Source organism: Massilia agri (assembly GCF_024753255.1).
Taxonomy (GTDB): domain Bacteria; phylum Pseudomonadota; class Gammaproteobacteria; order Burkholderiales; family Burkholderiaceae_D; genus Telluria; species Telluria agri.
The window spans coordinates 135,971-148,662 of record NZ_JANUHA010000004.1; the positions used below are offsets into that span (position 1 = coordinate 135,971).

General features: G+C 65.1%; 10 protein-coding genes. 3 read left to right on the forward strand and 7 right to left on the reverse strand.

All coding sequences use genetic code 11. The annotated features are described in order from the left end of the window. The first annotated feature begins 30 nt into the window (after positions 1-30). Together NX780_RS07705 and NX780_RS07710 are read left to right on the forward strand one after the other, a co-directional pair. Positions 31-2,787 (forward strand): TonB-dependent receptor, encoded by a 2,757-nt coding sequence (locus NX780_RS07705; RefSeq protein WP_258827280.1) that lies wholly within the window; start codon positions 31-33, stop codon positions 2,785-2,787. A gap of 78 nt (positions 2,788-2,865) precedes the next feature. Continuing rightward, a complete protein-coding gene (locus tag NX780_RS07710; RefSeq protein ID WP_258827281.1) occupies positions 2,866-3,909 on the forward strand; it encodes a S66 peptidase family protein in 1,044 nt (347 codons plus the stop codon). 94 nt (positions 3,910-4,003) lie between these two features. On the opposite strand, the gene NX780_RS07715 is transcribed toward NX780_RS07710, so the two are convergent. The 7 genes from NX780_RS07715 to NX780_RS07745 form a co-directional block, all read right to left on the reverse strand. Continuing rightward, positions 4,004-4,534, reverse strand: a complete 531-nt coding sequence (locus NX780_RS07715; RefSeq protein WP_258827282.1) for a GNAT family N-acetyltransferase — start codon at positions 4,532-4,534, stop codon at positions 4,004-4,006. Next, entirely contained in the window at positions 4,531-5,658 is a 1,128-nt protein-coding gene (locus NX780_RS07720; protein ID WP_258827283.1) for an acyl-CoA dehydrogenase family protein, read from the reverse strand. The genes NX780_RS07715 and NX780_RS07720 overlap by 4 nt, the downstream gene beginning before the upstream one ends. A 33-nt stretch (positions 5,659-5,691) precedes the next feature. Beyond that, a complete protein-coding gene (locus NX780_RS07725) occupies positions 5,692-6,360 on the reverse strand; it encodes an SDR family oxidoreductase (RefSeq protein WP_258827284.1) in 669 nt (222 codons plus the stop codon). Positions 6,361-6,445: 85 nt separating this feature from the next. Further along, on the reverse strand, positions 6,446-7,645 hold the full coding sequence (locus NX780_RS07730) for an acetyl-CoA C-acyltransferase (protein ID WP_258827285.1): 1,200 nt from the start codon (positions 7,643-7,645) through the stop codon (positions 6,446-6,448). After that, positions 7,638-9,458: a bifunctional isocitrate dehydrogenase kinase/phosphatase gene (gene aceK, locus NX780_RS07735; RefSeq protein WP_258827286.1), complete on the reverse strand. Its 1,821-nt coding sequence runs from the start codon at positions 9,456-9,458 to the stop codon at positions 7,638-7,640. The genes NX780_RS07730 and aceK overlap by 8 nt, the downstream gene beginning before the upstream one ends. Positions 9,459-9,563: 105 nt before the next feature. Continuing rightward, entirely contained in the window at positions 9,564-10,748 is a 1,185-nt protein-coding gene (locus NX780_RS07740) for an isovaleryl-CoA dehydrogenase (protein ID WP_258827287.1), read from the reverse strand. A 120-nt stretch (positions 10,749-10,868) separates the two neighbouring features. Beyond that, the gene (locus NX780_RS07745; RefSeq protein WP_258827288.1) at positions 10,869-11,270 is read right to left on the reverse strand and encodes a MerR family transcriptional regulator; all 402 of its coding nucleotides are present in this window, start codon (positions 11,268-11,270) and stop codon (positions 10,869-10,871) included. Positions 11,271-11,396: 126 nt separating this feature from the next. On the opposite strand from NX780_RS07745, the gene NX780_RS07750 reads away from it, so the two are divergent. Continuing rightward, positions 11,397-12,461: an MBL fold metallo-hydrolase gene (locus tag NX780_RS07750; protein ID WP_258827289.1), complete on the forward strand. Its 1,065-nt coding sequence runs from the start codon at positions 11,397-11,399 to the stop codon at positions 12,459-12,461. Positions 12,462-12,692 lie beyond the last annotated feature (231 nt).

Sequence of the window (12,692 nt, forward strand, 5' to 3'; positions counted from 1 at the left end):
GCCGCCAAGGGAAACGTTAGGAGAAACCCCGTGAAGTTAAAGAAGCTCGCCCATTTGATCGCCCTGATCGGGATCACCAGCCCGGTCCTCGCACAAGACATGCCGGCAGCCGACAAGATTCAGCGTGTCGAGATCACCGGTTCCAGCATCAAGCGCGTCGCCAAGGAAGGCGCCCTGCCGGTGCAGGTGATCAGCGCCGAATCCCTGGAAAAGCAGGGTATTACCTCCGCCGAGCAACTGATGGCGACGATTTCGGCGAACGGTACCGGCGCCGACAACCCGACTTCGGGCAATAACGTGTTCGGCGCCGATGCCGACCGCGTCAGCGGCGGCGCTTCCTTCGCCTCCTTCCGCGGTCTGGGCCCGAACAGCACCCTGGTGCTGATCAACGGCCGCCGCGCGCCGACCCACGGCAAGAGCGGCAAGGCGGTCGACCTGAACTCGATCCCGATGGCCGCCATCGCGCGCATCGAGGTCCTGAAGGACGGCGCCTCGGCGATCTACGGCACCGACGCGATCGGTGGCGTGATGAACATCATCCTGAAGACCGACTACCAGGGCATCGAAGCCTCGGCCTACAGCAATGCCACCCAGGAAGGCGGCGGCGACATCTACCGCGCCTCGCTGATCGGCGGCCACGGCGACCTGGAAGAAGACGGCTTCAACATCATGGGTACGGTCGCCTTCACCAAGAACGACAAGCTGTCCTCGCGCCAGCGCGACTTCGCCAACGGCTTCCAGCCGGGCCGCGGCCTGTCGCCGGACACCACCGGCACCCCGTTCGCCAACCAGCTGACCGGAGCCGGCACCGCATTGGGCACCGGTTTCACCCGTCCGGGCGACCCGAACACCTACCTGCAGGCCAATCCCCTGAGCTTCGACGGCAAGTGCGACACCGTCGAAGGCATGTCGCAGTACCAGACCGCGCTGTGGAAGGACGTCACCTCGCCGCTGCGCTCGACCTATTCCTGCGCCTACGACTACGGCGGCGACTACATCATGCAGTCGCCGTCGGAACAGGCCAACGCGCTGGTGCGCGGCACCTGGAAGCTGTCGGCCGACCACAAGATCTTCGCCGAGGCGATCGGCTCGCGTTCGGAAGTCATCTCGATCCTGACCCCGGCCCAGATCTCGACCTCGCTCGCCAACGGCAACGCCTACCCGGTGGGCGGCCGCTACTACCAGGACCTGTCGGCCTACATCCCGACCTTCAACCGCAACCTGCCGATCATCTACAAGTGGCGCGCCAACCCGCTGGGTAACCGCACCCAGGAAAACACCACCACCAGCGGCCGCCTGCTGGTCGGCGCCGAAGGCGTGATCCGCGGCTGGGACTACAAGGTGGGCCTGTCGAAGGCGCAGAGCAAGACCCACATGGACCTGCTCGACGGCTACGCCTACACCGCCGACTTCTACAAGGTGCTCGGCAGCGGCATCGTCAACCCGTGGTCGCTCGACGGCACCCAGACGCCGGAAGCGATGGCCGCGATCGAGCGCACCAAGTACCGCGGCGCCTTCCAGACCGGCAAGACGACCATGACCCAGCTCGACGGCACCATCTCGGGTGAGCTGTTCGACCTGTTCGCCGGCAAGCTGGCGATGGCGGCCGGCTTCGACCTGCGCCGCGAAACCTACCTGTACAGCCAGGACGTGGCCGCCGAGCCGATCCTGCTGGCGCCGGGCAATGCCAACCTGCCGAAGGCCTCGCGCGACGTCAAGGCGGTGTTCGCCGAGTTCATCGTGCCGGTGACGAAGGACCTGGAGCTGCAGCTGGCCGTGCGCCGCGACGACTACAGCGTGATCGGCGCCACCACCAATCCGAAGGTCGCCTTCCGCTACCAGCCGACCAACTGGCTGCTGTTCCGCGGTTCGGCCAACAAGGGCTTCCTGGCCCCGAGCTTCACCCAGCTCTACACCGGCGCGCTGCGCCAGGAACTGGCTAGCGGCATCATCGACACCGTCGGTTGCGCCGCCAATCCGGGCGACCCGCGCTTCTGCGCGCCGGAGCGTTTCGACTACATCTCGGGCGGTAACCAGAAGCTGAAGCCGGAGACCTCGAAGCAGGGCACGCTGGGCATGGTGATCGAGCCGTTCAAGGGCTTCTCGGCCTCGATCGACTGGTGGGCGATCAATATGAAGGACCGCATCCTGAACCGCAGCGCCAGCATCGTGCTGCAGAACGCCGCGCTGCTGCCGCAGAACATCATCCGCAACCCGGACGGCACCATCGACTACGTCCAGGCCGGCTGGATCAATGCGGCGGGCGCCAAGACCCGCGGTATCGACGTCGGCCTGCGCGGCGACGGCAAGTTCGGCGACGGCTACAAGTGGAACGCCACCCTGGACGGCACCTGGACCGGCAGCTACAAGTTCGCCGAGATCGAAGGCCAGCCGTACAAGGAATACGTCGGCCTGTTCTTCACCCGCGACCTGTACCTGCGCTGGAAGCACTCGGCCACCTTCAGCGTGAGCCGTGGCGACTGGAGCTTCCTGCTCAGCAATAACTTCGCGAATGGCTACAAGGACCAGCTGCCGAACAACGGCAAGGGCACGCCGCCGCCGGGCTTCGATCCGGACGTGTCGAGCTACACCCGCTTCGGCCTGTCGACCACCTACACCGGCATCAAAAACACCACGATCACGGTGGGTGTGCAGAACCTGTTCGACCGCGATCCGCCGTTCACCGCCCACAACGTCGACGACGTGGTCGGCGCCGGCTGGGATCCGCGCGTGGCCGATCCGCGCGACCGTGCCTTCACCTTCAACGTCAAGTACAAGTTCCTCTGATTTGACGGTACCCGACGGCCCGCTGCCGGCGGAGGCGCAAGCCTCCACGGCGCGGGCCGTTTTTCATTGGGGAGAACCATGAACATGACCCGGCGCGGCTTCGGCGCTCTCGCCGCCGCCGCCCTTTCCACGCCAGGCCTGGCTGCCGCCGCATCGAAGCGCACGGCGCAACGCCTCATCAAACCCCCGCGCCTGCGCCCCGGCGACCTGGTCGGCCTCATCGCCCCGGGCGGCTACGCCAGCGACCGCGTCATCGAAAAATCGGTGCGCAATATCGAAGCACTGGGCCTGCGCGTAAAAGTGGGCGCTTACCTGCGCGCCCTGCACGGCAACTACGCCGGCTCGGTGCAGCAGCGCCTGGCCGACCTGCATGCGATGTATGCGGACCCGGAAGTGAAGATGATCTGGCCGGTGCGCGGCGGCTCGGGCTGCATCTCCTTGCTCGCCGGCCTGGACTACGCCCTCATCCGCCGCAACCCGAAGATCCTGCTCGGCTACTCGGACATCACGGCCCTGCACCTGGCCATCCACAACCGTGCCGGCCTGGTGGGCTTCCACGGCCCGGTGGCCTCGTCGACGCTCGCCGACTACCCGCGCGAGCACATGCTGGCGGTGCTGTGCGAGCCTCGCGCCACCTACACGATTCCCATGGCGCCGGAAAACGCGGTGAAGGCGCAGAGCGCGCCGCAGTTCGCCATCCGCACGCTGACGCAGGGCGTGGCGACCGGCCCCCTCATGGGCGGCAACCTGTCGCTGCTCGCCGCGCTGTGCGGCACGCCCTACGCGCCCGACTTCCGCAACGGCCTGTTGTTCGTGGAGGAGGTGGACGAGGCGCCCTACCGGATCGACCGCTGGATGACCCAGCTCGACCTCGCCTTCGGTTTGCACCAGGCGGCCGGCGTCATGGTCGGCGTCTGCGAGGATTGCGCGCCGAAGCCCGGCGAGCGCGGCCTGAATCTGGACGAGACCCTGGACCAGCACCTCAAGCCGCTCACCGTGCCCGCGGTGACGGGGTATTCGATCGGGCATATTCGGCACCAGTTCACGATACCGGTGGGCGTGCGGGCGCGGCTCGATACGGCGGCGCAGACCGTGACCTTGCTGGAACCTGCGGTTTTGTAGGGTGGTCGGGTCCTCCCGACCGCGCGTTCAACTATCGGAGGCGATAACGAGATGTCTGCTGTATTTGAACGCGCGGTCGGCGAAGCCGACCACCCTACAGTTTGAAGCTCATCGAGACTTCGCCGATCTGCTCGCCGCCGATGCGGTAGCGGTCCGGCACCTCGCCGGTCTCGTGAAAGCCCATGCGCGCGTACAGGGCGCGCGCCTTGTGGTTCTGGGACAGCACCTCGAGGTCGACCCATTCGAAGGCGGGATGTTCGCGCGCCCAGCTCAGCGCCGTCTGCACCAGGCGTGTGCCGAGACCCGCGCGACGCAGGTCGTGGCGCACGCCCATGCCGAGCAGGACGCGATGCGATGCCGTCGCTTCCTGCCGGCCGCGCAGGTCGATGTGTCCGGCGATCGCGCCGTCTTCATCGAGCGCGATCCAGACATGGCGCCAGCCCGGCTGGCCTTCAGGGGTCGCCACGCCGTTCGTGAATCGTTCACGCATGGCGTCCGGCACGCCCGCCTGTGTCGGCGCCATCGGCTGGAACAGCAGGCCGTCGCGGCCGTTCTCGGCCAGCTGTTCGCCCAGGTAGGCGAACAGCGCCGGGAGGTCGTCCAGCGTGGCGGGACGAATGATCACAGCGCGCGCGCGATCAGGATCTTCTGGATGTCGCTGGTGCCTTCGTAGATCTGGCACACGCGCACGTCGCGGTAGATGCGCTCGACCGGGAAGTCGGCCACGTAGCCGTAGCCGCCGAAGACCTGCATGGCGTTGGACACCACGCGCTCGGCCATCTCGGAGGCGAACAGCTTGGCCATCGCGGCTTCCTTCAGGCAGGGCAGGCCCGCATCCTTCATCGACGCCGCATGCAGGATCAGCTGGCGCGCGGCCTCGATCTGCATCGCCATCTCGGCCAGGCGGAACTGCACCGACTGGTGCTCGAAGATCGGCTTGCCGAAGCTCTCGCGCTCCTTCGCGTAAGCCAGCGCCGCTTCATAGGCCGCGCGCGCCATGCCGACCGATTGCGAGGCGATGCCGATGCGTCCGCCTTCCAGGCCAGACAGGGCGATCTTGTAGCCCATGCCTTCCTCGCCGATCAGGTTCGCAGCAGGCACGCGGCAGTTGTCGAAGACGATCTGCGCGGTGTCCGAGGAATGCTGGCCCATCTTCTGCTCGATGCCGGCGACGATGTAGCCCGGCGTGCTTGTGGGCACCCAGAAGGCGCTGATGCCCTTCTTGCCGGCTGCCTTGCTTGTTACGGCCATGACGATGGCCACGTCGCCGTACTTGCCGCTGGTGATGAACTGCTTCGTGCCGTTGATGACGTAGTGGTCGCCGTCGCGGGTCGCGGTGGTGCGCAGGGCCGAGGCATCGCTGCCGGTGTGTGGTTCGGTGAGGGCGAAGGCGCCCAGCATCTCGCCTTGCGCCAGCGGGCGCAGGAAGCGTTCCTTTTGCTCTTCGTTCGCATACATCATGGCGATCGAGCAGACCGGGCAGTTGTTCACCGAGATGATGGTCGAGGTGCCGCCGTCGCCGGCCGCGATCTCTTCCAGCACCAGGGCCAGCGACACGTAGTCGAGGCCCGCGCCGCCGTACTGCTCCGGCACCGCCACGCCGAAGGCGCCCAGCTGGGCCAGTTCCTTCAGCTCGTCTTTCGGAAAATAGTGTTCGCGGTCCCAGCGCGCGGCATGGGGGGCCAGGCGCTCCTGCGCATAGCTGCGCAGGGCGTCGCGGATCATCTGGTGTTCTTCGCTGAGGATCATTGTGTCTCGTTCGTTCTTATACGTTGTCGTGGTTTACCACGGGATCGGCGTGCCGTCGTGGTCCAGGAAGGCGCCGTTCTGTGAAGCGTCCACCCCGGCCAGCGTGGCGCGCAGGTCGCGTACGCTCTGCTCCGGCGTGAGGGTGGCGCCACTGCCGCCCATATCGGTCTGCACCCAGCCCGGGTGGAAGGATACGCAGGTCACACCTTGCGCGCCATAGGTGATGGCGGCGTCGGCCAGCACGGAATTGAGCGCGGCCTTGCTGGCGCGGTACAGCGTGCCTTCGGTACTGTTCCTCGCACCGATCGAGCCCATCTTGGAAGACACCACGGCGAGCTTGCCGCGCGTGTCGGCCAGCAGCGGGCCGACGATGGGAATCAGGCGCATGGCGGCCAGCACATTGGTGTGCATGACGGTGTCGAACTCGGGGCCGGTCGGGAAGCTCGAGCCCGAGGGGCCGTAGACGCCGGCCACCAGCCAAGCCACGTCGATCTTCTCGTCGTCGAGCCGCCAGCCCAGCGCGGCGATCGAATCGGCGCTCGTCACATCGAGCTGGTGGGCGGTCGCGCCCATCTGCGTCAAGGCGTCGCAGTCTTCCTGCTTGCGGGCGGTGGCGATCACGCGCCAGCCGTCGGTGCGGTACTGGCGCACCATCTCGTGGCCGATGCCGCGGGAGGCGCCGAGGATCAAAGCGGTAGGCATGTCAGGCTCCTTTGAAATCCGGATTCAATACGATACGTGGTCGATGGAGCCAATACAGCACCATCGACCACGATTCATGACATCGTTATACCAGCTCGATCGCCATCGCGGTCGCTTCACCGCCACCGATGCACAGCGAGGCCACGCCGCGCTTGCCGCCGGTGCGCTTCAGCGCGCCCAGCAGGGTCACGATGATGCGCGCGCCCGAGGCGCCGATCGGGTGGCCCAGGGCGCAGGCGCCGCCGTGGATGTTGACCTTGCTGTGCGGGATGTCGAGGTCGCGCATGGCCGCCATCGGCACGGCGGCGAAGGCTTCGTTGATCTCGAAGAGGTCGACGTCGCTCGCCTTCCAGCCGGTCTTGGCGAACAGCTTCTTCATCGCGCCGATCGGGGCGGTGGTGAACAGGTTCGGTTCCTGGGCGTGGGTAGCGTGGCCGAGCACGCGCGCGATCGGGGCCAGGCCCAGCTCTTTCGCTTTCGATTCGCGCATCATCACCAGGGCCGCGGCGCCGTCGTTGATCGACGAGGACGAGGCGGCGGTCACGGTGCCGTCCTTCTTGAATGCCGGCTTGAGCGACGGGATCTTGTCGACCTTGGCCTTCATCGGGCCTTCATCCTTCTCGACCACCAGTTCGCCGGTGCGGGTGGCAACGGACACCGGCGCGACTTCCCAGTTGAACCAGCCTTCATTGTTCGCAGCCTGGGCGCGCTTCACGGATTCGATGGCGAAGTTGTCCTGGTCTTCGCGCGAGAACTGGTAAGTGGCCACGCACTCTTCGGCGAAGGTGCCCATCGAGCGGCCTTCGCCGGTCTTCTCGTTGCGCGAGTAGGCGTCTTCCAGGCCGTCGAGCATCATGTGGTCGAACATCGGCGCGTGGCCGATGCGGTAGCCGCCGCGTGCCTTCGGGATCAGGTAGGGCGCGTTGGTCATCGATTCCATGCCGCCCGCGACGACGATGTCGGCGCTGCCGGCGACCAGCTGGTCATGGGCGAAGATCGCGGCCTGCATGGCCGAACCGCACATCTTCGACAGGGTCACGGCGCCGGTCGACAGTGGCAGGCCGGCCTTGATCAGGGCCTGGCGCGCCGGGGCCTGGCCCTGGCCGGCCATCAGGCAGTTGCCGAAGTAGACGTGCTCGACGCTGTTGGCATCGACGCCCGCGCGCTCCACCGCGGCCTTGATCGCCACCGCGCCGAGGTCGCTCGCCGTTTTCGAAGAAAAATCGCCCTGGAAGGCGCCCATCGGGGTACGGGCGGCGCCAACGATAACGACTGGATCATTCATTGTGTAAGGTCTCCAAAATGGGTGGCGCTGGATCACGGTGTGCGTGCGCCGGGGTACAGAAACGGATCTGCTGGGGGTAAGGGAAGACGTCGTCGACGACGCCCGCCAGGATACGGTCCTTGTGGGATTGCCAATACGCGCGGGTGAGCAGCTCCGCGTGATGTTTCATGAAGTGGTGGCGGATGGCCGGATTCCCAAGCAGGAAGCGGCCGAACTGTTCCGGAAACACGTCGTGCCTGCCGATCGGATACCAGGGTTCCGAGGCCATCTCATCCTCCTCGTTGCGCGCCTCCGGGATGTCGCGGAAGTTGCAATCCGTGAGGTATTCGATCTCGTCGTAATCATAGAACACGACGCGGCCGTGGCGGGTGACGCCGAAATTTTTATACAGCATATCGCCTGGGAAGATGTTCGCTGCGACCAGGTCCTTGATCGCATTCCCGTATTCGATCACGCCGCGCGCCAGGCGTTCATCGTCGCCGGCCGCCTGGGCCTCGGATAAATAGATATTCAGCGGCACCATGCGGCGCTCGATGTAGAGGTGGCGCACGATCAGGCGCTCGCCTTCGATCTCGACCAGCGAGGGTGCGAATTCCTTCAGCTCGGCGAGGAGTTCTTCCGAGAAGCGCGCCAGCGGGAAGGCGACGTCCGAGTACTCGAGGGTATCGGCCATGCGTCCCACGCGGTCGTGGTGCTTCACCAGGAGATATTTTTCCTTGACGAGAGCGCGCGTGGTGTCCTTGGGCGGCGGATAAAAATCCTTGATCACCTTGAACACATAGGGGAAGGACGGCAGTTCGAACACCAGCATTACCAGGCCGCGGATGCCGGGCGCGATGCGGAAGGCGTCCGAGCTGTGCTTCAGGTGCTGCAGGAAGTCGCGGTAGAACAGGGTCTTGCCTTGTTTCTGCAGGCCCAGCACCGTGTAGATCTCGCTGCGCGGCTTGCGCGGCATCAGGCTGCGCAGGAAACCCACGAACGCCGACGGCACTTCCATGTCTACCAAAAAGTAGGCGCGCGTGAAGCTGAACAGCAGGGTGATGTGGTACGGGTCCGTCAGCACCGTATCGAGTGCCAGCTGGCCGCTGGGCTCGTACAGTACCGGGATCACGAAGGGGTAGTCGCGCGGGCCGTTGATGGCGCGGCCGACGATGTAGGCACCCTTGTTGCGGAAGAACAGGCTGGAGAGCACCTGCAGTTGCAGGTTCGCTTCCGCACGGTCGATGCCGAAGGCTTCCCGCATGCGCGCCTCCACTAGGGCGACGTCGCGCGCCAGGTCGGCGAAGGGCACGTCGAGCTGGAAGTTCGTCACCATGCGCGTCAGGGCGGTGCGCAGGCCGTCGGCCGGCGGGTAATAGACCCGGTAGGTCGGCTGCGGCTCGTCGGTCTCGATGTACTCGGTCGAGATCACCGGGCGCACGAAGAGGTGGTCGTTGTTGTAGTAGCTGCGGTGCAGGATGCGGCAGCTGACCGAGTTGAAGAAGGTCTCGGCCAGTTCCGGCTGCTTGTGGCCGGACAGCAGGCCGATGTAGTGCAGCTTGGTTTCGCGCCAGACGCGGTCCGTCAGTTCTTCGAGGCTGTATTCGTCCTCGAGGATCTGCACGCATTCCTGCACGCGCTGGTCGTAGTAATCGATGCGCGCGCGCGCGGCCTCCTGGGCGGTGGCCCAGTCGGCGGTCTCGAAGTGGCGGCGCGCCTGCTGGCTGGCCTGGCGGAAGAGGCGGTAGTGCTTGTCGAAGCCGTCCAGGATGGTGCGCGCGATATCGAATGCGATCTGGGAAGACAGCAGTTTGGGAAACGCTTGCTGGGTCATCGTTCGTCTCGCGCGCAGTCCGGCGTGTGTCTTCAGACTGATATTCTATTGCAAGGAGGGATGTCACCGGGTTAGCGGCCGCGACGACACCCGCATCCTGCGGCATTACATCGTTTCGCCGAACAGCTCGCGGCCGATCAGCATGCGGCGGATTTCGCTGGTGCCCGCGCCGATCTCGTAGAGCTTGGCGTCGCGCCACAGGCGGCCAACCGGGTATTCGTTGATGTAGCCGTTGCCACCCAGGGTCTGGATCGCCTCGCCGGCCATCCAGGTCGCCTTCTCGGCGCTGTACAGGATGGCGCCGGCGGCGTCCTTGCGCAGGGCGCGCACCTGTTCGGGCGAGGTCGCGCGGTCGCAGGCCTGGCCCACGGCATACACATAGGCGCGGCAGGCCATCATGGTCGAGTACATGTCGGCGATCTTGCCCTGCATGAGCTGGAATTCGCCGATCGCCTGGCCGAACTGCTTGCGCTCGTGGATGTAAGGCACGACCACGTCCATGCAGGCCGACATGATGCCCAGCGGACCACCCGACAGCACGGTGCGCTCGAAATCCAGGCCCGACATCAGGACGTTCACGCCCTTGCCGACGCCGCCCAGCACGTTCTCGATCGGCACTTCGCAGTCCTGGAAGACCAGTTCGCCGGTGTGCGAGCCGCGCATGCCCAGCTTGTCCAGCTTCTGGGCGATCGAGAAGCCCTTAAAACCTTTTTCGATCAGGAAGGCGGTCATGCCGCGCGGGCCGGCTTCCAGGTCGGTCTTGGCATACACCACCAGGGTGTCGGCGTCCGGGCCATTGGTGATCCACATCTTGGTGCCGTTCAGCACGTAGCGGTCGCCGCGCAATTCGGCCTTGAGCTTCATGCTGACCACGTCGGAGCCGGCGTTCGGCTCGGACATGGCCAGGGCGCCCACGTGCTCACCCGAGATCAGCTTCGGCAGGTACTTGCGCTTCTGCTCTTCGTTGCCGTTGCGCTTGATCTGGTTGACGCACAGGTTCGAGTGCGCGCCATAGGACAGGCCGACCGAGGCCGAGGCGCGCGAGATTTCTTCCATGGCGACGATGTGCGCCAGGTAGCCCATATTGGCGCCGCCGTATTCCTCGCCGACGGTGATGCCCAGGAGGCCGAGTTCGCCCATCTTCTTCCACAGGTCCATCGGGAACTGGTCGCTGCGGTCGATCTCGGCAGCGCGCGGTGCGATTTCGGCTTCGGCGAACTGTTGAACGGCTTCGCGCAGCGCGGCGATGTCTTCGCCATGGTCAAAGGTCAAGCCTGGAAGATGCAGCATTGTCGTCCTCACGGTGAACGGTGGTTGAGCAGAATAGGGTGGATGATACTCGCCTCTTACGTTAACGTAAACGTCAACTAAGAGACAAAAAAAGCCGGGACGTCCAAGCCCGGCGGTACTTCAGGCGGCGTCCTTGCTTTCCGCGTTTTCGTTCAGCAGGCGGCGGCATTCTTCCTCGTGGGCCGCGATTTCCTCCAGCGCCATCTCGATGTCGGCGCGTTGCTGTTCCAGGGTCTCGCGCTGGTGGGCGAGCACGCCGAGGAAGCGGTTGATCTGGGCCACGGTGTCGCGGGGCGACTCGTACATGTCGACGATGCTCTTGATTTCTGACAGGGTCAGGCCGAGGCGCTTGCCGCGCAGGGTCAGTTTCAGCCGGGTGCGGTCGCGCGGCGTGTAGACGCGGTTGCGTCCGCCGACGCCCTCGCGCTTGGGGCTGAGCAAGCCCTGGTCTTCATAGAAGCGGATGGCGCGGGCGGTGATGTCGAATTCGCGGGCCAGTTCGGCGATGGTGTAGGTGACCATGGTTCTTCGGGTGCAGGGAAGCGGAATGCGCAAATGGCTTACAATCGACAGGCTCGCGCATTTCCGTTTACGTTAACGTTAATGCATTGTAGCGCGACCGCCTTCCTTGAAACACGAAAGTTTTCCATGAACCCGCTCGAAGCCCAGCTGGATTATCCCTTTGGCGACACCATTCCCGCCCCTGGCGCCCTGCAGACGGTTGCGCCGGGCCTGGCCTGGATCCGCATGCCGCTGCCCTTCGCGCTCGACCACATCAATCTGTGGCTCCTGGCCGACGAAGTCGACGACGGGGAAGCGCGCCGCGGCGGCTGGAGCGTGGTCGACAGCGGCGCGGGCACCGACGCCACCCGCGCCGCCTGGGAGCAGGTGCTCGCCGAGGGCCTGCAGGGTGCGCCGCTGCTGCGCGTCTTCGCCACCCACTGCCACCCGGACCACGTCGGCCTGTCCGGCTGGCTCGCCAGCCGGTTCGACGCGCCGTTCTGCACCACGGCCGGCGAATTCGGCTTCGCCCGCATGATGGCGGCGGCTCTGCCCGGCGTGGACGGGCCCTCGGCCATCCCCCATTTCGAGCGCCATGGCTTGACCGACCCGGCCATGCTCGAGCAGATGCGCAGCCGCCGCAATTACTATCCCTCGCTCGTGCCGAGCGTGCCGGAAGCCTATACCCGCCTGCAGGACGGCGATGTCGTGTCCATCGGCGGCCGGGGCTGGCGCGTGATCACCGGCTTCGGCCACTCGCCGGAACACGCTTCGCTCTACTGCGAGGAACTGAACATCCTGATCTCCGGCGACATGGTGCTGCCAAGGATTTCGACAAATGTATCGGTGTTTGCGGTCGAACCGGAAGGCAATCCGTTGCAGCGCTACCTCGACTCGATCGGGAATTTAACAAAATTGCCGGAAGACACTCTCGTCCTGCCTTCGCACGGCAAACCCTTCCGCGGCCTGCACACCCGCATCGCGCAACTGCGTGAACACCATGCGGCGCGCCTGGCCGAAGTGGTCACGGCCTGCACCACGCCGAAGTCCGCCGTCGACATCGTCCCCATCATGTTCCGCCGCCAGCTCGACGCCCACCAGCTCAGCTTCGCTCTGGGCGAAGCGCTCGCCCACCTGCATAAACTCTGGTACGACGGTATCTTGCGCCGCACAAAAGATGCGGATGGCATTATGCGCTTCCAGCTCGCCTGACTTGCCACCCGCGCTTGTATAGACATAAAAGAGTTTTCTATTCAAGCGCGCGGCGCTGACATGCCCTTTCCTTTAGGATATATTTTCGTTCCCCATTTGGGGAATTGGCGGTATATTTTTCTATTTGTAAGAAGTGCAAATTCTCTTAAATAATCACATCTTTGTTACATTTTAAGAGTATGATTGTCAGCGAGGCTTCTCAGCAGTGAAGCCGGCCGTCCACCGGGCATT